This window comes from Streptomyces ureilyticus (genome assembly GCF_011045025.1).
GTDB classification, from domain to species: Bacteria; Actinomycetota; Actinomycetes; order Streptomycetales; family Streptomycetaceae; genus Streptomyces; species Streptomyces ureilyticus.
Genome location: NZ_JAAKZX010000095.1, coordinates 12,646 through 34,513, shown reverse-complemented (window position 1 = coordinate 34,513; position 21,868 = coordinate 12,646). Strand labels below are relative to the sequence as shown.

Below are 21,868 nucleotides of genomic sequence, written 5' to 3'. Positions count from 1 at the left end.
GTCTGGGGGCGCAGCCCCCAGTGGGGTCCAGGGGCGGAGCCCCGAGGATGGGACGGGTAGGGGCGGCGGGGGCGATCTACTTCTCGACGCCAGCCCGCTGCGCAGCCTGGCGTTCCTTCTCCGCCCGCTCCTCCGCCTCCATCTCCGCGAACACATCAATAGGCGCAGGCGCCTTCGCCAGGAACACCCAGGTCAGCCAAACCGCCAACAGGAACGGCGGAATCTTCAACGCAACGAGCACCCACCCCAGTTGCGTCGTGTCCGCCCACCAGTACAGCGGAAACAGAATCGCGCACTTGGCAAGCAGAATCGCCCCCCACGCGTAACTGGCCTTCGCGTACGCCTTCTTACGCCCAGGGTTACGCGTCCGCCAGGAGAGGTTCTCCTTGAACACCGGCCCGAGGATCAGCCCGATCAGCGGAACACCCGCGAGGGTGGTGATGATGTACGCGAGCCCCAGCCCCAGCGTGTAGAGCATGCCCGGCAGATAGAAGTCCTTGGCGTTCCCGGTCATCATCGCGAAGACCACACCGAAGGCCACCCCGAAGACGCCGCTGAAGGCGTGCTTGACGGTGTCCTTCATGACCAGGCGCACCACGACGAGCAACACGGAGACCCCGAGGGCCGCGATGGCCGCGGAGTGCAGGTCCTTGTTGACCGTGTAGATCGTGACGAAGAGCAGGCCGGGCAGGACCGTCTCGATCATGCCCCGCAGACCGCCGAACGCCTCGAAGAGCGCGGCCTCCGTCACCGCCCGCGAGTCATGGGCGTCGTCTTCGGTCGGCTTGTCGAGCGACGTCACCGGCTACTCCCGTCCGAGGGGTCTGAGTTCGTACTTCGGATTGAACAGCACCCGGCGGCCCCGGCTCATCGAGATCCGGCCCGATGCGATCAGCTTGCGCCCCGGTTCGATTCCCACGATGGAGCGCCTGCCGAGCCACACCACGTCCAGGGCGGCCGAACCGTCGAACAGCTCGGCCTCCAGAGCCGGGACACCGGCCCTCGGGCGCAGCGTGACCGTGCGCAAGGTACCAGTAACGGTCACTATCTGTCGGTCATGTGCGTCACCGATACGCGTGCATCCGGCGGTCACGGTGTCCTCGCGCAGCTCCTCCGACTCCAGGTCCTCCTGCGACGAGGAGAGCCGGTCGAGCATCCGGCGGAACCGGCCCGGCGGCCTTTCGGAACGGGGAACAGCACTCATGTCTGAAGCGTACCGGGGGCCGCTGACAGCTTCGTACCCCCTGGACTTACCCGTAGAACTAACGCTCGAATCGGTACCCCATGCCGGGCTCGGTAATGAAGTGCCGCGGATGCGAAGGGTCACCCTCCAGCTTGCGCCGCAGCTGGGCCATGTAGACGCGCAGGTAGTTGGTCTCCGTCCCGTACGAGGGACCCCAGACTTCCTGGAGCAGCTGCTTCTGGCTGACCAGGCGCCCCGTATTGCGCACCAACACCTCCAGTAGGTGCCACTCGGTCGGGGTCAGGCGCACGTCCCGCCCGGCCCGGTTGACCTTCTTGGCGGACAGGTCGACGGTGAAGTCCTCGGTCTCCACGATCACTTCGTCCTCGCCGGCCCCGTTGGGCTCCGCGCGGCGGACGGCGGCCCGCAGCCGGGCCAGCAGCTCATCCATGCCGAAGGGCTTGGTGACGTAGTCGTCGGCGCCCGCGTCGAGGGCCTCGACCTTCTCGTCCGAGGAGTGCCGGGCGGACAGCACCAGGATCGGTACGCGCGTCCAGCCGCGCAGTCCCTTGATCACCTCGACGCCGTCCATGTCGGGCAGACCCAGGTCGAGCACGATCACGTCCGGGTGGCGGGCGGCCGCGAGCTGGAGCGCCGTGGCGCCGTCGGGCGCCGCGTCCACCTCGTACTTGCGTGCCTTGAGGTTGATCACGAGGGCTCGGGTGATCTGCGGCTCGTCGTCGACCACGAGGACGCGGGTCATGAAGCCTGCCTTTCCGGTTCTGCGGGCTGCGCGAGTTCTGCGGGTCGTCCGGATCGGGACGGGCCCGCCCGGACGGTGAGCACCATGGTGAGGCCGCCACCGGGAGTGTCCTCGGCGTCGAGCGTGCCGCCCATGGCCTCGGCGAAGCCGCGGGCGACCGCGAGCCCGAGGCCCACTCCGGCGCCGCGCGGGGCGTCCCCGTAGCGCTGGAACGGTTCGAAGATCCGCTCCTTGGCGTCGTCCGGAACGCCGGGTCCGCGGTCCACCACCCGCACCTCCACCCGCTCGCCGAGCGTGCTGGCGGCCACCAGCACCGGCTCCCCGTCGGGGCTGTACTTCACCGCGTTCTCAACGATGTTGGCGACCGACCGCTCCAGCAGCCCCGGGTCCACGGCCACCATGGGCAGCGTCTCGGGGATCTCAAGTTCGACGCTGTCCTCGGGTACGCCCCCGAGCGCCATCGGGACCACCTCGTCCAGGTCGATCTCACGGAGCATCGGAGTCACTGTGCCGGTCTGCAGCCGGGACATGTCCAGGAGATTGCCCACCAGGTGGTCAAGCCGGTCGGCGCCCGCCTCGATCCCCTCCAGGAACTCGGCCTCATCCTCCTCCGACCACGCCACGTCATCGGACCGCAGGGACGACACGGCGGCCTTGATCGCGGCCAGCGGAGTGCGCAGATCATGGCTTACGGCGGCCAGCAGCGCCGTACGGATGCGGTTGCCCTCGGCCAGTGTGCGGGCCTGCTCCGCCTCCTGCTGAAGACGCTGGCGGTCCAGTACGACGACGGCCTGGGCGGCGAACGCGGCCAGCACCCGGCGGTCCTCGGCGGGCAGCACCCGCCCGGACAGGGCCAGCGCCATGTGGTCGCCGACCGGCACGTCCACGTCCGCCTCCTCCGGCAGAACCGGCGGATGCGGGCCGACACTGGCCGCACAGGTCCACGGATCGACGTCGCTCGTACGCTCCAGCAGGGCGACCGACTCCATGCCGAAGGTCTCGCGGACCCGCTCCAGCAGCGCCTCCAGGCTGGTCTCGCCGCGCAGGACGCTGCCCGCCAGGAAGGAGAGGATCTCCGACTCGGCGCGCAGCCGGGCCGCCTGGTGCGTACGGCGGGCCGCCAGGTCCACCACCGACGCCACCGACACGGCCACGCCCACGAAGATCGCCAGGGCGAGGATGTTCTTCGGGTCGGCGATCGTGATGCGGTGCAAGGGCGGCGTGAAGAACCAGTTCAGCAGCAGCGAGCCGAACGCCGCCGAGGCCAGCGCAGGGAGCAGCCCGCCGAGCAGCGCGGCGGCCACCGTCAGCGTCAGGAACAGCAGCATGTTGTTGGTGAGGCCGAGGTCCGCGCCGGTGTGCGTGTGCAGCAGCGTCAGCAGCGCAGGGCCGCCGGTCCCGGTCAGCCAGCCCCCGATGCTCCGGGACCGCCCGAGCCGCGCGCCCCGGGCCACGGGCAGACCGCGCCCCTTGCCGACCTCGTCGTGCGTGATCAGGTGGACGTCCAGGTCGGGACCCGACTCCCGGGCGACCGTGGCGCCGACGCCGGGCCCGAACACGTACTGCCAGCCCTTGCGGCGTGACACTCCCAGCACGATCTGCGTGGCGTTGACCCCACGCGCGAACTCCAACAGCGCGGACGGGATGTCATCCCCGATGACGTGATGGAAGGTGCCGCCGAGATCCTCGACGAGGGTCCGCTGAACAGCCAGTTCCTTCGGCGAGGCGGACGTCAGTCCGTCACTGCGCGCGATGTAGACGGCGAGCACCTCACCTCCGGCGCCCTTCTCCGCGAGCCGGGCGGCCCGGCGGATCAGCGTCTTGCCCTCAGGACCGCCGGTCAGCCCGACCACGATGCGTTCGCGGGCCTGCCAGGTGGAGCGGATGCCGTGCTCGCCCCGGTACTGCTGGAGGTACTCGTCGACCCGGTCGGCGACCCACAGCAGCGCCAGCTCGCGCAGGGCAGTGAGGTTGCCGGGCCGGAAGTAGTTCGACAGAGCCGCGTCGACCTTGTCCGGCTTGTAGATATTGCCGTGCGCCATCCGCCGCCGCAGCGCCTGGGGCGACATGTCGACCAACTCGATCTGATCCGCCCGCCGGACGACTTCGTCGGGGACGGTCTCCTTCTGCCGTACGCCCGTTATCGACTCGACCACATCACCCAGCGACTCCAGGTGCTGGATGTTGACCGTCGAGACGACATCGATGCCGGCCGCGAGCAGCTCCTCCACGTCCTGCCACCGCTTGCCGTTACGGGACCCCGGAACGTTCGTGTGGGCGAGCTCATCGACGAGCGCCACCTGGGGGCGCCGGGACAGCACCGCGTCCACGTCCATCTCCGTGAAGAACGAGCCCCGGTACTCCAGCTCCCGCCGCGGAACCACTTCCAGGCCGTGCAGCATCACCTCGGTCCGCGGCCGGTTGTGGTGCTCGACGAAGGCGACCACGCAGTCCGTGCCCCGCTCGACGCGGCGGTGCGCCTCGGACAGCATCGCGTACGTCTTGCCGACGCCCGGCGCCGCACCGAGATAGATCCGAAGCCTGCCGCGTCCCATGGTCCCATTGTCTTCCCGTAACAGCCGCACACGCTGCGTCGACCTTACGGCCAATCATCGGCGCCAACGGCTCGGAAAGCGGACCCGCGGACGTCTTTGACGCAACCCTGATGCCGCCCGCTCCGCCTCGGTACCAAGGTTCAGTGCTCGACGATCTCGCCGTCGCTCAGCTCCAGCACCCGGTCCGCCAGATCGAGCAGCGCGGCGTCATGCGTGGCGACCAACGCGGTGACCTGCTCGCTGCGCACGACCGCGCGCAGCAGTTCCATGACGGCGAGGCCGGTCTCCGCGTCGAGCTGGCCGGTGGGTTCGTCGGCGACGAGGAGCGAGGGCTGGTTGGCGAGAGCGCGCGCGATGGCCACCCGCTGCTGCTGGCCGCCGGAGAGCTCACCGGGTCGCTGCGCCGCGTGATCGGCCAGGCCGACCAGGGCGAGCAGCAGCTCGACGCGCTCCTCGCGCTCGCGCGGATGGGCCCGGCGCAGCCGCAGCGGGACGCCGACGTTCTCGGCGGCCGTCAGGATCGGGATGAGCCCGAAGGACTGGAAGACGAAGCCGATACGGTCCCGGCGCAGCCGGAGCAGCCCCTCCTCCCCGAGCCCGGACAGCTCGAGCCCGTCCACGGTGATCCGTCCCTCGTCCGGCTCGTCGAGCCCGCCGACCAGGTTCAGCAACGTCGTCTTGCCGGATCCCGAACGGCCCTTGAGGGCGACGAGTTCCCCGCGCGGCACATCTAAGGAGACCCCGCGCAGGGCATGTACGGCGGTGGCTCCCGTCCCGTACGACCGGTGGACGTTCTCGACGCGCACCATGGTCTCGGTGGCGACCACACCGCTGCCGCTCATCCGTTCCTCCCCCGTCGGCCGGGCGCCAGTATGGTCACCTGGCGGCCGGTCGGGCAATGGTGCGGCCCGGCTCGCCCGTCAGCCGCACCGGTGGCCCCAGTCCACATGTCCGCGTACAACGACGGACCGCACCCCGGTGAGGGTGCGGCCCATGGTCGTAAATCCGTGTCTACTGGTTGTGCATCCGCGTCTACCGGACCTCGGTGATCTCCGGCCCACGCTGCAACTGACCCATGCCTCCGGAGAAGCGGGACCCCGCCTGCTCCTCCTGCTGGACGCCCTCGGCGACCATCTGCGCGTCCTCCGGCAGCTTCAGCACGATCGGGTCGCGAGGCGCCATCGGGCCCTCACCGCGGACCACGACCGTGTCCCGGAAGATCTGCTCGAGCAGCCCGGCGGCCTGCGGCTGCACCGCGCCCTGCCCGGAGATCACCCCGCGCAGGAACCAGCGGGGACCGTCCACGCCGATGAACCGTACGACCTGGAAACCGCCGGTCCCGTCCGGCAGCTGCACCGGTACCTGGGCGCGCAGCTCCCAGCCCAGCGGGCCCTCGACCTCGTCGATGACACCACCCTGCTGGGTGATGCCGGTGGCGATCTCCTCGCGTACCTCGCCCCAGATGCCCTCGCGCTTGGGAGCCGCGAAGGCCTGCAACTGGACGGCGCTGTCCTTCAGCACCACGGTGGCCGCGACGATGGCGTCGCCCGCGACCTCCACCCGCAGTTCCATGCCGTCGACCCCGGGCACGAAAATGCCGCCCAGATCGACCCGGCCCTCGGCCGGATCGCGGACCTCGGTGCTGTCCCAGGGACCGTCGGGGCGCGGCTTGGGTTCGAGCCGTACGCGCTCCTGCTCTGCGTCGTCCGCCTCAGTGTCGACTTCCTCAACAACGCCGTCGACCTGCTCGGCCTCGCTCGCCGCGTCCTCGGCGGCACTGCCCTTCTTGCGACGTCCGAACACGTCACTGTCCTTCCCGGTCGGATACGACCGAAGCGTATCGATTCCCACCCGTTGTGCCGTCCACGGCGGCATGCCCGCCGGTGGACCCGAAGCCCCCTGCGGCCCGTGTCGAATCGGGAAGGTCCGCAACCTCCTGGAAGCGCACCTTCTCGACCTGCTGGACGACGAGTTGGGCAATCCGGTCGAAGCGCTCGAACCGCACGGACTCGCGCGGGTCGAGATTCACCACGATCACCTTGATCTCTCCACGGTACCCGGCATCCACGGTCCCTGGGGCATTCACGAGCGCGACGCCGCAGCGGGCGGCGAGTCCGGAACGCGGGTGCACGAAGGCCGCGTACCCCTCGGGCAGCGCGATGGACACTCCGGTGGGCAACACGGCCCGCTCGCCAGGCGCGAGTTCATGGCTTTCGGTCGTCCGCAGATCCGCGCCGGCGTCGCCGGGGTGCGCGTATTCCGGAAGCGGTACGTCCGGATCGACACGCTTGATCAGTACGTCGACGGGACTCGTGGGCACGGGTTGGGTCACGGGTTCACCTCGAAGGCGCGGGCTCGCCGGACCTGGTCCGGGTCGTTCATGGCGGCCTGGATCTCCTCCTGGCGGCCGTTGTCGACGAAGTGGTCGACCTTGACCTCGATGAACAGGGCGTCCGCGCGGACCGCGACCGGGCCGTCGGGGCCGCCTATCCGGCCGGTGGCCGTGGAGAAGATCTTCCGTCCGGCCACCGCCGTGACCTCGGCCTCCAGATGCAGCACCGTGTCCACGGGAACGGGCCGTACGAAGTCGGTCTCCAGGCGGCCGGTCACCGCGATCGTCCGCAGCAACCAGTTCAGCGAGCCGAGGGTCTCGTCGAGCGCGCTCGCAAGGACGCCGCCATGGGCGAGGCCGGGCGCGCCCTGGTGGGCGGTCTGCACGGTGAACTCGGCGGTGATCCTGACGCCTTCGCCCGCGCGGGCCGCGAGGTGCAGCCCGTGCGCCTGTCCGCCGCCGCAGCCGAAGCAGTGCTCGTAGTGCGCGCCGAGCAGCTCGCCGGGGGCGGGCGCGTCCGGGTGCCGCACCGGTGCCACGGCGTCGGCCGGGGGTCGCAGGGGCGAAGATGTACCACTCACAGGCGCAGACCTTACCTCCGCGTCAGCGGCCGGTAGGCACCGTGGCAGTCTTGGCTTCATGCAGCTCTCCGCCTCGCCCTACGAAGAACGCCTGACCGCGCCCCGCACCTGGTGGCTCGTCTGCTTTCTGGTCGGCGTCTCGATCGCCCTGATCCTGCTGCCCTTCGGCGTGCTGCCCCTGCTGGGCGGCCTGGCGGGCGGCACGGCGGTCGCGGCGGTGGTGGCGAGTTCGTACGGCTCGGTCCGTATCCGTGTGGTGGGCGACTCGCTGATCGCGGGCGACGCCAAGATCCCGGTTTCGGCCCTGGGCGAGGCTCATGTGCTCGACGCCGAGGAGGCGCGCGCCTGGCGCACGTACAAGGCGGACCCGCGCGCCTTCCTGCTGCTGCGCGCCTACATCCCTACGGCCCTGCGGGTGGAGGTCACGGATCCGTCGGACCCGACGCCCTACCTGTACCTGTCCACGCGGGAGCCGGAGCGCCTGGCGGCGGCACTGGACGCGGCGCGGGCGGCATAGGCCTTTCGGTGAACTGCCTGCCGGGATCGGTCATTTCGCGGGCTGTCGGGCTCAGTGCCCATGTGCGGGCTCAGTGCCCCAGTTCCTTGGGGCTGCTGCTATTGCCCATGTCCAAGGGATCGGCGGGCTTCTCCAGGGGCGGCAGCGCGGGCAGGGCGTCCCAGGGGACCTGCGTCTTGCGGAGGTCCGTTCGGACGCGATCCGCGAGTCTTCTGGTCTCGCGGCGGTTCATCACCGCCCCGACGGCGGCGCCCACCAGGAACGGCATCAGGTTCGGCAGATTCCTGATCGTCCGCTTCATGATCCGCTGGCGCAGCTCGCGCCTCATCCGGCCCCCGAGGGCCGCGTTCACCGTCGACGGCTTGGTCACGTCGATGCCGCGCTCCTCGGACCACGAGTTCAGATACGTGGTCGTACGTTCCTTCAGATTGCCCGGCGGCCGCTGACCGTAGACCTCGTACAGCTCGGCGATCAGCTTCAGCTCGATGGCGGCCACGCCGGTGATCTCGGCGGCCAGCTCCGTGGGCATCGCCGGTGGTACGGGCATCATCGCGGCGGCGCCCACCCCCGCGCCCACGGTCGCCGTCGCTTTGCACGCGCCCGCGACCAGCTTGTCCGCGAGCTGTTCGGGGCCCAGTCCGGGGAACTGCCGCTGGAGCGTCGCGAGGTCCCGTACGGGGATCCGCGGGGTGTTCTCGATGATCCGGTCCGTGAGGTACGCCAGACCCGCCCTGGCCCGGCTGCCACCCCTGCGGACGCCTTCTCTCACTCCGTGTCCGACGGCGACCGCCCGCCGCTTGGCGACAGGCACCTTCTTGTCCGCCACCTCAAGGGCACCGGAGGCGCCTGTCACGTCCGCTGCTTCGAGCGAGGCCGCGAGGCCTCGCTCGTCGTCACGTACACCGTCCGCAGACGGACCGGCCGCTCCCTGGTCGTGAGAACGGCGCTTCCAGGGCGGGGTCGAGCCATGCACGGCCGACCCTGCCTCAGTCGCAGTCGCGGCAGATCGGCTGGCCGTTCTTCTCGCGGGCCAGTTGGCTGCGGTGGTGGACCAGGAAGCAGCTCATGCAGGTGAACTCGTCCTGCTGCTTCGGCAGCACCCGCACGGCCAGCTCTTCATTCGAGAGGTCCGCGCCGGGCAGTTCCAGCCCCTCGGCGGCCTCGAACTCGTCCACGTCGACCGCCGAAGTCGACTTGTCGTTCCGACGGGCCTTCAGTTCCTCAAGGCTGTCGGAGTCGACGTCGTCGTCGGTCTTGCGTGGGGTGTCGTAATCCGTTGCCATGTCGCTCTCCCCCTCTGGGTGTCTGTGGTGTCTCAGCGCACGTAACGCGTGAGAGGCCGGACTTGTGCCCGACCTGAGGCGGAGATTTTGCCTCACATCAAGGTCTGTTACTCAATCGACACCCAACCGAACTCAGCAGTAGTGATCGGCTTGGATGGCGAACGGGACCGTACACGGTCCTCACGCCGCACTACAAAGGCGTCTCACCAGTACTTCCCGTCATGAAGACCATCGAAAACCCGGACTTTCCCGGCTTTCCACCAGCCCCCTTGATCACGGAGAGTGGATGGCCAAAAATTCGCCAGTGTGATCGATCGCACATGAACCTCCCGGGCTGCTGCCCCAGAAATTCCGCGCAAAGCGAACATCGCTGTGTGTCGGCGACATGCTCTCAGATGGGCAAGGCGACTCGCATCACCAGGCCACCTCCTTCACGCGGCTCAGCGCTGATATGGCCGCCGTGCGCACGAGCCACGGACCGGGCGATCGACAGCCCGAGCCCCACGCCCTTGTCGCTGCCTGTGCGCTCGGTCCGCAGGCGCCGGAACGGCTCGAAGAGGTTGTCGATCTCGTACGCCGGCACCACGGGCCCTGTATTGGACACCACGAAGACCGCCTGGCCGTGCTGAGCCTCGGTCGTCACCTCGACCCAGCCGCCCTCCCGTCTCCCGCCACCGCCCTTGTTCGGAAGCGCTTCGCGCTGCACCTCCTCACTCGGCACGTTGTACCGGACGGCGTTCTGGACGAGGTTCAGCGCGATCCGCTCCAGGAGTACGCCATTGCCCTGGACGACCACGGGCGCCCGCTCCCCGCGGATCTCTACGCCGTTCGCGTCCGCCTCGGCGCGTACCTGGTCGATGGCCTGCGAGGCGACCTCGGCGAGATCGACGGCCTTCCGCTCGATGATCTGGTTGTCGCTGCGGGCGAGCAGCAACAGCCCTTCGACGAGCTGCTCGCTGCGTTCATTGGTGGCGAGCAGCGTCTTGCCGAGCTGTTGCAGCTCCACGGGTGCCCCCGGATCGGAAAGGTGAACCTCCAGGAGCGTGCGGTTGATCGCCAGGGGCGTACGCAGCTCGTGCGAGGCGTTCCCGACGAAGCGCTGCTGGGCCGTGAACGCCCGCTGCAATCGCTCCAGCATGTCGTCGAAGGTGTCCGCCAGCTCCTTCAGCTCGTCGTCCGGACCGTCCAGCTCGATACGGCGCGAGAGGTCCGAACCGGCCACCGCGCGTGCGGTGCGGGTGATCCGGCCGAGCGGCGCCAGGACCCGGCCCGCCATCGCGTAGCCGAAGGCGAAGGCGATCACGGCGAGACCGAGGAGGGCCAGGAGGGAGCGGCTGAGCAGGTTGTCCAGGGCGTGCTTGCGCTGCTCGTTGACGCACTCGTTGATGGCGGTGTTGAAGACGTCGGGCGATGCCTTCGTGGGCAGGTCGCAGACATTGCTGGCGACGCTGCCCTCGGTAATCCTGAAGGGCAGGTCACTGCCCACGTTCAGTGCCTGCGCAGCGAGCAGGTAGATGATCGACAGCAGGAGGATGCCCGCTATCAGGAACATCCCGCCGTACAGCAGCGTGAGCCTTATCCGGATGGTCGGGCGCAGCCAGGGGAACGGCAGCTCCGGCCCTCGGGGGTCCCAAGTGGGCTTCGGGGGCGTCTTCGGGGGTGCGGGTGTCGTTGCCACCACGGATCAGATCCGGTAGCCGGAGCCCGGCACGGTCACGATGACCGGCGGCTCGCCGAGCTTGCGGCGCAAGGTCATCACCGTGACGCGTACGACATTCGTGAACGGGTCGGTGTTCTCGTCCCAGGCCTTCTCCAGGAGCTGCTCCGCGGAGACGACGGCGCCCTCGCTGCGCAGCAGCACCTCCAGGACGGCGAACTCCTTGGGGGCGAGCTGGATCTCCTTGCCGTCGCGGAAGACCTCGCGGCGGTTGGGATCCAGCTTTATCCCGGCACGCTCCAGGACAGGAGGCAGCGGCACGCTCGTACGCCGGCCGAGGGCACGCACGCGTGCCGTCAGTTCGCTGAACGCGAAGGGCTTGGGGAGATAGTCGTCGGCGCCGATCTCCAGGCCCTCGACACGGTCGCTGACGTCTCCGGAGGCCGTGAGCATCAGCACGCGCGTGGGCATGCCGAGCTCGACGATCTTGCGGCAGACGTCGTCGCCGTGCACCAGTGGGAGGTCACGGTCGAGGACGACCACGTCGTAGTCGTTCACGCCGATGCGTTCCAGGGCGGCCGCACCGTCGTACACGACGTCGACGGCCATGGCCTCCCGGCGCAGTCCGGTGGCCACCGCATCGGCGAGCAGCTGCTCGTCCTCGACGACGAGTACGCGCACGTCGCTTGTCCTTCCTCTGTCCACCCGCGTAGCGCGCTTTCGGCGCGCACGGGCAGGTCTGTCGGGGGGTGAGACCTCCATCCTGCCCTTTTCGGCCATAAGTCGGCTGTAAGACGGGTGAGGGCCGGGTGAGAGGCCCGGGAATGCGAGATTTTCTCTTGGGGTTGAGGTTTCCACGGAAGGGAGTGCGGGGAGGACGGCTTTACACCCCGCGATCACGCTCTGCATGTGGCGCACCACCATGTGGTACGCCACCGGCCGCTTCCGCAGAGCGGACGTGGGTGTCCGGCACCGTCGCCGCCCAGCACGGGCAGCGCTGGGCATCCACAGGAGACGTGATCGCCCCTTCCGAACGGCACACCCCCGTGCCACCGGCCCACGACCCAGGACGAGGGGGCGCAGCATGGACGCATTCACCGCAGGACTTCTGCAGCGCATAAAGGCGACCGAGTCCGACCTGACGATGGCTCGCGAAACCGGCGACGACTTCCTCGCGGAGGTCGAGGAGGCCGAGCTGGACGACCTTCGCCGTCTCGCCGCCGAACACGGTGTGGAGGTCGGCGCGTCACGCGTCTGATCAGCTCGTACGAGAGCGGGGCCCCGGCAGATCCAGACCGGGGCCCCGCTTCGTTGTTGTACGCGCCGTCAATCCCCTGTTGTACGCGGTGTCAGTTGCCGGGCGGCGGCAGGAGCGGCGCCGGTGGTCCGTACCGTCAGTCGTGCCAGGCGCCCAGTTCCTCCAGGAGCCTCTGGAGCGGCTCGAAGAGGCCGGGTGGGGCCGCGATGGTCAGGTCCGGCGAGAGGGGCTCTCCGGGGCGGCCACCGGTGAGGGCGCCCGCCTCCCGGGCTATCAGGTCACCGGCCGCGTAGTCCCAGGGGTTCAGCCCGCGCTCGTAGTACGCGTCCAGGCGGCCCGTCGCCACATCGCACAGGTCGATCGCGGCCGAGCCGCCGCGGCGGATGTCGCGCACCTGCGGGATGAGCTGCCGGACCACCTCGGCTTGCCGGGCCCGGCGCTCGGCGAGATAGCCGAAGCCGGTGCCGACGAGGGCAAGACCGAAGGCGGGGGCGGGCCGCACGCGCGCGGCGCGGTCGTTGACGTAAGCGCCCTCCCCCAGGACGGCCCGGCAGGTCTCGCCGCGCATCGGGGCGTGCACCACGCCGACGACCGTCTCGCCGTCCTTGCGGGCCGCGATGGAGACGGCCCAACTGGGCAGGCCGTACAGGTAGTTGACCGTTCCGTCGATGGGGTCGATGACCCACTGGATCCCGCTGGTGCCCTCGACGCTGGCGCCCTCCTCGCCGACGACCCCGTCGTCCGGCCTGAGGTCGGCGATCAGGCCGGTGATCAGCTTCTCGGAGGCGATGTCCATCTCGGTGACGACATCGGCGGCGCTGGACTTGGTCGCGGCCACGCCGAGGTCGTCGGGGCGGCCGTCGCGCAGGAAGGCGCCCGCGTGGTGCGCCGCGTCGAGCGCGATCTGCAGGAGTTCGGCCTTGAGCGGGTCGCTCGCGGTGTCGGTCACGGTGCTCCTCAGGCGTACGGGCTGTCGGCGCCCGCGGCGGCGGGCTTCGGGGCGCGGGCGGGGCAGCAGCCCACCGGGCATACGTCATGGCTCGGCCCCAGGTCACCGAGGGCGCAGAGCCGCACGTCGCGCCCGCTCTCGGTGGCGGCCCGCTCCACGACGAGTTCGCGGATCGCGGCGGCGAACCGCGGGTCGGCGCCCACGGTGGCCGAGCGGCGCACCGGCAGACCCAGCTCCTCGGCCTTGGCCTTCGCTTCCGTGTCGAGGTCGTACATGACCTCCATGTGGTCCGAGACGAACCCGAGGGGTGCCATCACGACGGCGGGCACACCGGCGCCGTGCAGCGCCTCCAGGTGATCGCAGATGTCCGGCTCCAGCCAGGGGATGTGCGGGGCGCCGGAGCGGGACTGGTAGACGAGCTGCCAGGGGTGGTCGGTCCCGGTCTCCTCGCGCACCGCGTCGGCGATCAGCCGCGCGGTGTCCAGGTGCTGCTTCACGTACGCGCCCCCGTCGCCGTGTTCCTCGACGGGCCCGGAGGTGTCCGCGGAGGCGTTCGGGATCGAGTGGGTCGTGAAGGCCAGGTACGCGCCCGCGCGGACGTCCTCGGGAAGGTCGGCGAGGGACTTCAGAACCCCGTCGATCATGGGCTGGAGGAAGCCCGGGTGGTTGAAGTAGTGCCGCAGCTTGTCGACCCTCGGCAGCTCCAGTCCCTCGGCCTGAAGGGTCGCGAGCGATTCGGCGAGGTTCTCGCGGTACTGGCGGCAGCCCGAGTACGAGGCGTACGCGCTGGTGGCGAGGACCAGGACGCGCCGGCGGCCGTCGGCGGCCATCTCGCGCAGGGTGTCCGTCAGGTACGGGGCCCAGTTGCGATTTCCCCAGTAGACCGGCAGGTCCAGGCCGTGCTCGGCGAAGTCCTTACGGAGGGCCTCCAGCAGAGCGCGGTTCTGGTCGTTGATGGGGCTGACCCCGCCGAACAGGAAGTAGTGCTGCCCCACCTCCTTGAGGCGTTCCTTGGGGATGCCGCGCCCCCGCGTCACGTTCTCCAGGAACGGGACGACGTCGTCGGGGCCTTCGGGGCCGCCGAAGGAGAGCAGGAGGAGAGCGTCGTACGGATGGGCATCGAGCGCGACTGGCATGTCTTTGATCCTGCCACTCGCCACTGACAGCCGGAAACGGCGGTATGACGAGCGGGCACCGGCATGCGTGACGGTCCGGCACCAGCACGCAGGTGGGTACTGCGCATCCGCACTGTGACCGTGAGTATGATCCCCCTCCTACTGGTCGGAAACTTGCCGTTCCTGTCCGTGTCCAGCTGGGCGGCTCGGCAGGCCGGTTCCGCAGCGGGGAGGGACCCATGAGCAGCACAGCGAGCGGGAAGAGCGGGACGTGGCGTAACTGGTCGGGCAATGTCTCGGCCCGTCCCGTACGGGACGTCACGCCCGCCTCCGTCGACGAACTCACCGCCGCCGTGCGCCAGGCCGCCGAGGACGGACTGAGGGTCAAGGCCGTCGGCGCCGGGCACTCCTTCACGGCCGTCGCCGCGACCGACGGTCTGCTGATACGGCCCGATCTGCTCACCGGTATCCGCAAGATCGACCGCGCGGCGGGCACCGTCACCGTGGAAGCGGGCACCCCGCTGAAGCGGCTGAACGTGGCCCTGGCCCGCGAGGGACTGTCGCTCACGAACATGGGCGACATCATGGAGCAGACGGTTTCCGGCGCGACCAGCACCGGCACCCACGGCACCGGCCGTGACTCAGCGTCGATCGCCGCCCAGATCACGGCACTTGAGCTGGTGACCGCCGACGGCTCGGTCCTCACCTGCTCCGAGAAGGAGAACCCGGACGTATTCGCGGCCGCCCGGATCGGACTCGGCGCCCTGGGTGTCGTCACCGCGATCACCTTCTCCGTAGAGCCCCTTTTTCTGCTCACGGCTCGTGAGGAGCCGATGACCTTCGACGAGGTCACCAGCACCTTCGACGAACTCCACGCGGAGAACGAGCACTTCGAGTTCTACTGGTTCCCGCACACCGGCAACTGCAACACCAAGCGCAACAACCGAAGTGCGGGCCCGGAGAGGCCGGTCGGCAGAATCAGTAGCCTCTTCGAGGACGAGTTCCTTTCCAACGGCCTCTTCCAGGTGGCCAATTCGGTGGGCCGGACCGTGCCCGCGACCATCCCGGCGATCGCGAAGATATCCAGCCGGGCCCTTTCGGCGCGCACGTACACGGACATTCCCTACAAGGTCTTCACTTCCCCGCGCCGGGTGCGCTTCACAGAGATGGAGTACGCCGTCCCACGCACGGCCCTCGCCGAGACGCTGCGCGAACTGAAGGCCATGATTGACCGCTCTTCACTGCGGATCAGCTTTCCCGTAGAGGTGCGCACCGCGCCCGCCGACGACATCACGCTCTCCACGGCATCCGGCCGGGACAGCGCGTATATCGCGATCCACATGTACAAGGGCACCCCTCACCGGGCGTACTTCACGGCCGCGGAGCGGATCTTCACCGCGCACGAGGGGCGCCCGCACTGGGGCAAGCTGCACACGCGCACGGCAGAGCACTTCGCCGGGATCTATCCGCGCTTCGGCGAGTTCACCGCTCTCAGGGACCGGCTCGACCCGGACCGGCGGTTCGGGAACGACTACTTGCGGCGGGTGTTGGGGACGTAGTCGCACGACGAACTCAGAGTCGGAACGATCAACTTCAGTCGTGAAGATCACATGAAGATCGCCACGCACCGTGGTCACCGGGACGGCATCCCCGGTGGCCAACTCCCGGCCCCAGCGAGAAGTTGGGCGGCGTGCCGATCCACGCAGGTGGCCCGAATGGAGTACTGTTGCGAGCCCTGGGTCCGGACACCCGCCAGGGCGTCCGGGGCCTTCCAGGACCGCCGTGAGGGGGCTCGTTGCACAGGGTGACGGATTTTGTCACTTAGCGTTGCGAATAGGTAACCGTGCCATAACGGCGATCCAGGGCCAGCACCCGACACGCCGGGCAAACAGGCAAGGTTGTGGCAGGCTGCACCCGGGCAGGCCACACTCGACTAGCGGAAGCAGCGACGCACGTGACGTCGGCAGGCACCACCCGGGAGGTCCCCATGCCCGAACTGCGTGTCGTGGCCGTCTCAAATGACGGCACACGGCTGGTGCTGAAGGCTGCCGACGCGACGGAGTACACGCTTCCGATCGACGAGCGTCTGCGCGCCGCCGTTCGCGGCGACCGTCCCCGCCTCGGCCAGATCGAGATCGAGGTGGAGAGCCATCTCCGCCCCCGAGACATCCAGGCGCGTATACGCGCAGGCGCCTCCGCCGAGGAGGTCGCCCAGCTCGCCGGCATCCCCGTCGATCGCGTACGCCGCTTCGAGGGCCCCGTGCTCGCGGAGCGCGCCTTCATGGCGGAGCGGGCCCGCAAGACGCCGGTCCGCCGGCCCGGCGAGACCACCGGTCCACAGCTCGGCGAGGCGGTGCAGGAGCGGCTGTTGCTGCGCGGTGCCGACAAGGAGACCGTGCAGTGGGACTCGTGGCGCCGTGACGACGGCACCTGGGAGGTCCTGCTCGTCTACCGGGTCGCGGGGGAGCCGCACTCGGCGAGCTGGACGTATGACCCGCCCCGGCGGCTCGTACAGGCCGTGGACGAGGAGGCGCGTTCGCTGATCGGCGAGTCCGACGACGAACTCGCCTCGCCCGAGCCCAGCTTCCCGTTCGTGCCGCGTATCGCCCGGCTGCCGCGCGACCGCGAGCACCCGATGGACCGCGCCCTGGAGCGTCAGACGGAACGTCCCGTCCTGCCGGCCCAGTCGCCGGAGCCCGAGGAGGAGAGCATCAACGGTGAGCGGGACTCGCTCACCAGCCTCCTGGAGGCGGTGCCCAGCTTCCGCGGCGACATGGTGGTGCCCGAACGCCCCGCCACGACCACGGAGATGCCACCGGAGGAGGAGCCCGCCCCGGAGCCCGAGGAGGAGGAGCCTCCGGCTCCCGCGGCCTCGGCCGGTTCGGCGTATGCCGATGTGCTCATGCCGCGCTCGGTGGCCAGCCACCGCGAACGGCTCGTCGGCTCCACCGACCGGCAGGCCGAGGCGGACGGCGTCCGCCCGGGCCGAAGAGCGGCGGTGCCGAGCTGGGACGAGATCGTCTTCGGGACGCGTCGCAAGAAGCAGGAGTAGGAGCAGGAAGCGGAAGATGTACGCGGCTGGGGCTCGCACCGGTTCGGGGCGAGCCCTTTTCGCTGCCGTGCGCCTCTTGCGGGCCAGGATCGGGCAACTGCGGGCCGAATCCTGTCTACTGCGGGTCGGGGCCCGTCGCGACCGGGCGGCTCGGGTCCGCCGACCAGTGCGACCAGGAGCCCGCGTACAGCGCTGCCGGAATGCCCGCGATCTCAAGGGCGAGAATCTCGTGGGCGGCGGAGACGCCCGAGCCGCAGTAGACGCCGACTTCACCCGTGCCGGTCGCGCCCAGGGACTTGAAGCGCTCGGCGAGTTCGGCGGCCGGGCGGAAGTGGCCGGATTCCGTCACGTTCTCCGTGGTCGGTGCCGAGACGGCGCCGGGGATATGGCCGGCGATCGGATCGATCGGCTCGACGTCGCCCCGGTAGCGTTCGGCGGCGCGTGCGTCGAGGAGCAGGCCGGTGCGGGCCAGGGCGGCGGCTCCGTCCGCGTCGAGCAGCGGCAGCGCGCCGGGCGACGGCAGGAACGTACCGGCGACCGGAGACGGGACACCGGCCTCGACGGGGCCGTCCCAGGCCGCGAGTCCGCCGTCAAGGACACGCACCGACGGGTGACCCGTCCAGCGCAGCAGCCACCAGGCGCGCGCGGCGGCCCAGCCGAGCCCGCCGTCGTACACGACGACGTCGCGGTCCGCACTGACCCCGGCCGCCCGCATGGCCGCCCCGAAGACCTCCATGTCCGGCAGCGGATGGCGGCCGCCCGTCCCTGCCGGAGCTGCGAGTTCCGAGTCCAGGTCCACGAAGACGGCACCCGGAATGTGCTCCTCCTCGTATGCGGAGCGCAGGTTCGGGCCGCCCAGTTGGTAGCGGATGTCGAGCACCACCGACGGCTTCGGTCCGGCCAGGGCGCTCGCGAGTTCGGCTGCGGAGATGATGGCGTTCATGGCCACCATCCTTGCGCACGGGGTGGCCGCATCGTCCAGGTCCGGTTACTCTGCCCGCCGGACCGGCCCGAGCACAGGGCGTACGGGCCTGGACACAGGCTGTACAGCCGATCGACACCACCAGGCAACCGCGGGGATACGGATGGGACACAGCACATCGGGCATCCTCCAGCCATGCGCCGCAGGCTCGGGGCGCGGCGGGGGTTCGCGCGTTCGGAAGCGGAAGTGAAGCTGCCGGCGCCCTCAGGCGCCGAGGAAAGAGTGACGATGACCGAGTCACGGGGGCCGACCGGCCTGAACGGCACCGCACACGCGCCCGGAACGCCCTGCTGGGTGAGTCTGATGGTGCACGGGATGGCCGCGACCCAGGAGTTCTACGGAGCGCTGTTCGGCTGGAAGTTCCAGCCCGGCCCCCAGCAGCTCGGCCCGTACGTACGTGCCGTGCTCGACGGCCATGAGGTGGCCGGGATCGGGCAGTTGCCGCCCGACCGTCATCCGCCCCTCGCCTGGACGCCGTACTTCGCCTCGGCCGATGTGGATCTGACGGCGGAATCGGTTCGGCACTGCGGCGGCACGGTCGGCGTCGGCCCCCTGGACGCCGGGGACGCCGGCCGTATGGCCATCGCCTCCGATCCCTCGGGCGCCGTCTTCGGCATCTGGCAGACCGCGGCCCATCTCGGTACTGGCATCACCGAGGTGCCCGGCACGCCCGCCTGGAACGAGCTGGTCACGCGCGACTCCGCGAGCGTCGCCAAGTTCTACGACACGGTCTTCGGCTACGAGGAAGAACCGGTCGTCTCCGCTGACTTCGACTACATCACGCTGCGCGTCGAGGGCCGCCCGGTGGCCGGCATCCACGGTGTGGGCCACGCCCTCCCCCGCGACCGGGGCCCGCACTGGATGGCGTACTTCGAAGTCGCCGACGTGGACGCCTCCCTGACCGATGTCATCGACCTGGGCGGCCACGTCCTGAAAACGCCCCGCGACACCCCGCACGGCCGCATCGCCACGGTCGCGGACCCGGAGGGGGCGACGTTCTCCCTCGTACGCACGAGTTACTGAGACTTACTGAGACCGCGTGATGCCGAGTCGCTCCGCGAGTTCGTGGGCGCTGATGCCGTACGTCTCCCGGATCCGTAGGCCGTCGGGGCCGACGTCGAAGACGCCGTGGTCGGTGTAGACGCGGCTGACGCAGCCGACGCCGGTGAGCGGGTAGGTGCACCCCGGCACGAGTTTGGGCTCTCCGGAGCGGGTGAAGAGGGTCATCATCACGTAGACGTCCTTGGCGCCGATGGCGAGGTCCATGGCGCCGCCGACGGCGGGGATGTCGTCGGGTTTGCCGGTGGTCCAGTTGGCGAGGTCGCCGTTGAAGGCGACCTGGTAGGCGCCGAGGACGCAGACGTCGAGGTGTCCGCCGCGCATCATGGCGAAGGAGTCGGCGTGGTGGAAGTACGCCGCTCCCGGCAGTTCGGTCACCGGGACCTTGCCGGCGTTGGTCAGGGCGGGGTCGACGGCGTCGCCTTCGGCCTTCGGGCCCATGTTGAGCATGCCGTTCTCGGTGTGCAGCACCACCCCGGAGTCGGCCGGCAGGTGATCGGCGATCTTGGTGGGCTGTCCGATACCGAGGTTGACGAAGGCGCCGGCCGGGATGTCGCGGGCGATGACGGCGGCCAGTTCGTCCGTCGAGAGCCGGTGGTCGGCGTACACCTGGTCGCTTGAGGTCGCGGTCATCGTGCCCCCTGCGCGGTGTAGTGACGGGCCGTCACCTGGACGACCCGGTCGACGTAGATGGACGGCGTGACGACGGCCTCGGGGTCGAGCATCCCGGGCTCGACGACCTGGTCGACCTGGACGATGGTCGTGGTCGCGGCGGTGGCCATGACCGGTCCGAAGTTGCGGGCGGTCTTGCGGTAGACGAGGTTGCCCATCGTGTCCGCGATGTGCGCGCCGATCAGCGCGTAGTCGCCATTGATGGGGTACTCCAGCAGGTACTTACGGCCGTCGATCTCCCGCTCCTCCTTGCCCTCGGCCAGCGGTGTGCCGACCGCGGTCGGGCAGTAGAAAGCGCCGATGCCGGCACCGGCCGCGCGCATCCGCTCGGCGAGGTTGCCCTGCGGCACCACCTCGAGCTCGATCTTGCCCTCGCGGTAGAGGCCGTCGAAGACCCAGGAGTCGGCCTGGCGCGGGAAGGAGCAGAGCACCTTGCGCACACGGCCGACGGCCAGCAGCGCGGCCAGTCCGACGTCGCCGTTGCCGGCGTTGTTGGACACGATCGTGAGATCGTTGGCGCCCTGTCGGATGAGGGCGTCGATCAGGTCGAACGGCATGCCGGCCAGGCCGAAGCCGCCGACCAGGATGGTGGATCCGTCCTCGATGCCGGCGACCGCGGCGTCGGCGCTTTCGACGATCTCCGCCCGGCTCACTGGGCCGCCTCCGTCGTGCCGCAGTTCTCGAGTACGACGGCCAGGCCCTGGCCGACGCCGATGCAGATCGCGGCGACGCCGTAGCGCTGCTTCGTCTCGCGCAGGACCTTGGCGAGCGTGGCGAGGATGCGGCCGCCGGAGGCGCCCAGCGGGTGGCCGATCGCGATGGCGCCGCCCTTCTGGTTGACGAGGGCGGGGTCGATCTTCCACGCGTCGAGGCAGGCGAGCGACTGTACGGCGAAGGCCTCGTTGAGTTCGACCGCGCCCACCTGGTCCCAGCCGATACCGGCCCGAGCCAGCGCGCGGTTGGCGGCCTCGACCGGGGCGTAGCCGAAGGCCTGCGGCTCCAGCGCCATCACGCCGCGGCCGGCGATACGGGCGATGGGGTCGGCGCCGATCGTGGCCGCAGCCCTCTCGCTGCCCAGCAGCACCGCGGAGGCACCGTCGTTGAGCGGGCTGGCGTTGCCCGCGGTGATAGTTCCGCCCTGTTCCGGGGTGCGGAAAACCGGCTTGAGCCCGGCCAGCACCTGCGGCGTGGATCCGGCTCGGATGCCCTCGTCGCGGGTCAGGTCGGCGCCTTCGACCGGCACCACCAGGTCGTCGTAGAAGCCCGACTCCCAAGCGGCGTAAGCGAGTTGGTGTGAGCGGGCGGCGAACTCGTCCTGCCGTTCGCGGGAGATCCCGTAGCGCTCCTGGAGCTGCTCGTTGGCCTCGCCGAGGCTGACCGTCCACTCCTTCGGCATCCGCGGGTTGACCAGCCGCCAGCCCAGCGTGGTCGACACCGCGGTGACGTCACCTGCCGGGAACGGCTTCGCCGACTTGGGCAGCACCCACGGCGCACGCGTCATCGACTCCACGCCGCCGGTCAGCACCACGTCGGCGTCGCCTGACTCGATGGTTCGGCTCGCGATCATCGCCGCGTCGAGGCTCGAGCCGCACAGCCGGTTGACGGTGGTGCCGGGCACGCTCACCGGGAGCCCGGCGAGGAGCGCCGCCATGCGTCCGACGTTGCGGTTCTCCTCGCCGGCGCCGTTGGCGTTGCCCCACACCACGTCGTCGATCGCGGCGTGGTCGAGGCCTGGCACCTTGGCGAGCGTCGAGGTGATCCCGGCGGCGGCGAGGTCGTCGGGGCGGACGCCGGCCAGCGCGCCGTTGAAGCGGCCGAACGGCGTCCGCGTCGCGGCGTAGATGAATGCGCTCATGACAGCGACGCTAGCCCCAGGCTGCGATATTCTGAAGTACGCATATCCGAGCTGA

At 69.9% G+C, this 21,868-nt stretch carries 23 protein-coding genes; 5 read left to right on the top strand and 18 right to left on the bottom strand.

All coding sequences use genetic code 11. The features are described 5' to 3' along the window. Positions 1-76: 76 nt before the first annotated feature. The 8 genes from G6048_RS26740 to G6048_RS26705 form a co-directional block, all read right to left on the bottom strand. Complete coding sequence (locus G6048_RS26740) at positions 77-802, bottom strand: DUF3159 domain-containing protein (protein WP_165342140.1); 726 nt, start codon at positions 800-802, stop codon at positions 77-79. Between the two features lie 3 nt (positions 803-805). Then, entirely contained in the window at positions 806-1,204 is a 399-nt protein-coding gene (locus G6048_RS26735) for an OB-fold nucleic acid binding domain-containing protein (protein WP_165342139.1), read from the bottom strand. Between the two features lie 58 nt (positions 1,205-1,262). Further along, on the bottom strand, positions 1,263-1,946 hold the full coding sequence (locus tag G6048_RS26730; protein WP_165342138.1) for a response regulator: 684 nt from the start codon (positions 1,944-1,946) through the stop codon (positions 1,263-1,265). Beyond that, positions 1,943-4,501, bottom strand: coding sequence for a sensor histidine kinase (locus G6048_RS26725; protein WP_165342137.1), 2,559 nt, complete (start codon positions 4,499-4,501; stop codon positions 1,943-1,945). Before G6048_RS26725 ends, G6048_RS26730 begins: the two co-directional genes overlap by 4 nt. A gap of 140 nt (positions 4,502-4,641) precedes the next feature. Further along, positions 4,642-5,343 (bottom strand): ABC transporter ATP-binding protein, encoded by a 702-nt coding sequence (locus tag G6048_RS26720; protein ID WP_165342136.1) that lies wholly within the window; start codon positions 5,341-5,343, stop codon positions 4,642-4,644. 190 nt (positions 5,344-5,533) lie between these two features. After that, positions 5,534-6,304 carry a DUF3710 domain-containing protein gene (locus tag G6048_RS26715; protein ID WP_165342135.1) on the bottom strand — a complete coding sequence of 257 codons (771 nt, stop codon included), beginning with the start codon at positions 6,302-6,304 and terminating at the stop codon, positions 5,534-5,536. Between the two features lies 1 nt (position 6,305). Continuing rightward, on the bottom strand, positions 6,306-6,833 hold the full coding sequence (gene dut, locus G6048_RS26710; protein WP_328827033.1) for a dUTP diphosphatase: 528 nt from the start codon (positions 6,831-6,833) through the stop codon (positions 6,306-6,308). Continuing rightward, a complete protein-coding gene (locus G6048_RS26705; protein WP_165342134.1) occupies positions 6,830-7,414 on the bottom strand; it encodes a PaaI family thioesterase in 585 nt (194 codons plus the stop codon). The genes dut and G6048_RS26705 overlap by 4 nt, the downstream gene beginning before the upstream one ends. Before the next feature lie 58 nt (positions 7,415-7,472). Between G6048_RS26705 and G6048_RS26700 the strand changes: the two genes are divergently transcribed. Then, on the top strand, positions 7,473-7,931 hold the full coding sequence (locus G6048_RS26700) for a DUF3093 domain-containing protein (RefSeq protein ID WP_165342133.1): 459 nt from the start codon (positions 7,473-7,475) through the stop codon (positions 7,929-7,931). A gap of 70 nt (positions 7,932-8,001) precedes the next feature. On the opposite strand, the gene G6048_RS26695 is transcribed toward G6048_RS26700, so the two are convergent. From G6048_RS26695 to G6048_RS26680, 4 genes are all read right to left on the bottom strand, one after another. Then, positions 8,002-8,904: a hypothetical protein gene (locus tag G6048_RS26695; RefSeq protein ID WP_165342132.1), complete on the bottom strand. Its 903-nt coding sequence runs from the start codon at positions 8,902-8,904 to the stop codon at positions 8,002-8,004. Positions 8,905-8,917: 13 nt separating this feature from the next. Further along, positions 8,918-9,214 (bottom strand): DUF4193 domain-containing protein, encoded by a 297-nt coding sequence (locus G6048_RS26690; protein ID WP_005481602.1) that lies wholly within the window; start codon positions 9,212-9,214, stop codon positions 8,918-8,920. 391 nt (positions 9,215-9,605) lie between these two features. Next, complete coding sequence (locus tag G6048_RS26685; RefSeq protein WP_165342143.1) at positions 9,606-10,892, bottom strand: sensor histidine kinase; 1,287 nt, start codon at positions 10,890-10,892, stop codon at positions 9,606-9,608. A 6-nt stretch (positions 10,893-10,898) separates the two neighbouring features. Continuing rightward, positions 10,899-11,552, bottom strand: coding sequence for a response regulator transcription factor (locus G6048_RS26680; protein WP_165258328.1), 654 nt, complete (start codon positions 11,550-11,552; stop codon positions 10,899-10,901). Between the two features lie 403 nt (positions 11,553-11,955). Here G6048_RS26680 and G6048_RS26675 point away from each other — a divergent pair, with 403 nt between their 5' ends. Next, a complete protein-coding gene (locus G6048_RS26675; RefSeq protein ID WP_165342131.1) occupies positions 11,956-12,129 on the top strand; it encodes a hypothetical protein in 174 nt (57 codons plus the stop codon). A gap of 136 nt (positions 12,130-12,265) precedes the next feature. Here the strand turns inward: G6048_RS26675 and G6048_RS26670 are convergent, their stop codons facing one another. Both G6048_RS26670 and G6048_RS26665 read right to left on the bottom strand, forming a co-directional pair. Further along, entirely contained in the window at positions 12,266-13,078 is an 813-nt protein-coding gene (locus tag G6048_RS26670) for an inositol monophosphatase family protein (protein ID WP_328827028.1), read from the bottom strand. A gap of 8 nt (positions 13,079-13,086) precedes the next feature. Further along, positions 13,087-14,214, bottom strand: a complete 1,128-nt coding sequence (locus tag G6048_RS26665) for a ferrochelatase (RefSeq protein ID WP_165342129.1) — start codon at positions 14,212-14,214, stop codon at positions 13,087-13,089. A gap of 218 nt (positions 14,215-14,432) precedes the next feature. On the opposite strand from G6048_RS26665, the gene G6048_RS26655 reads away from it, so the two are divergent. Both G6048_RS26655 and sepH read left to right on the top strand, forming a co-directional pair. Continuing rightward, complete coding sequence (locus G6048_RS26655; protein ID WP_165342128.1) at positions 14,433-15,752, top strand: D-arabinono-1,4-lactone oxidase; 1,320 nt, start codon at positions 14,433-14,435, stop codon at positions 15,750-15,752. A 428-nt stretch (positions 15,753-16,180) separates the two neighbouring features. After that, on the top strand, positions 16,181-17,245 hold the full coding sequence (sepH, locus tag G6048_RS26650; protein WP_165342127.1) for a septation protein SepH: 1,065 nt from the start codon (positions 16,181-16,183) through the stop codon (positions 17,243-17,245). A 115-nt stretch (positions 17,246-17,360) separates the two neighbouring features. Here sepH and G6048_RS26645 read toward each other — a convergent pair whose 3' ends face one another. After that, positions 17,361-18,188 (bottom strand): sulfurtransferase, encoded by an 828-nt coding sequence (locus G6048_RS26645; protein ID WP_165342126.1) that lies wholly within the window; start codon positions 18,186-18,188, stop codon positions 17,361-17,363. 267 nt (positions 18,189-18,455) lie between these two features. Here G6048_RS26645 and G6048_RS26640 point away from each other — a divergent pair, with 267 nt between their 5' ends. Next, a complete protein-coding gene (locus G6048_RS26640) occupies positions 18,456-19,250 on the top strand; it encodes a VOC family protein (protein ID WP_165342125.1) in 795 nt (264 codons plus the stop codon). Positions 19,251-19,253: 3 nt separating this feature from the next. Here the strand turns inward: G6048_RS26640 and G6048_RS26635 are convergent, their stop codons facing one another. Genes G6048_RS26635 through G6048_RS26625 form a run of 3 tightly spaced genes read right to left on the bottom strand, consistent with a single transcriptional unit; the run spans position 19,254 to position 21,813 of the window. After that, a complete protein-coding gene (locus G6048_RS26635; RefSeq protein ID WP_165342124.1) occupies positions 19,254-19,919 on the bottom strand; it encodes a 3-oxoacid CoA-transferase subunit B in 666 nt (221 codons plus the stop codon). Then, positions 19,916-20,611: a 3-oxoacid CoA-transferase subunit A gene (locus tag G6048_RS26630; RefSeq protein ID WP_165342123.1), complete on the bottom strand. Its 696-nt coding sequence runs from the start codon at positions 20,609-20,611 to the stop codon at positions 19,916-19,918. The genes G6048_RS26635 and G6048_RS26630 overlap by 4 nt, the downstream gene beginning before the upstream one ends. Continuing rightward, positions 20,608-21,813 (bottom strand): thiolase family protein, encoded by a 1,206-nt coding sequence (locus tag G6048_RS26625; RefSeq protein ID WP_165342122.1) that lies wholly within the window; start codon positions 21,811-21,813, stop codon positions 20,608-20,610. The genes G6048_RS26630 and G6048_RS26625 overlap by 4 nt, the downstream gene beginning before the upstream one ends. Between the last annotated feature and the right edge of the window lie 55 nt (positions 21,814-21,868).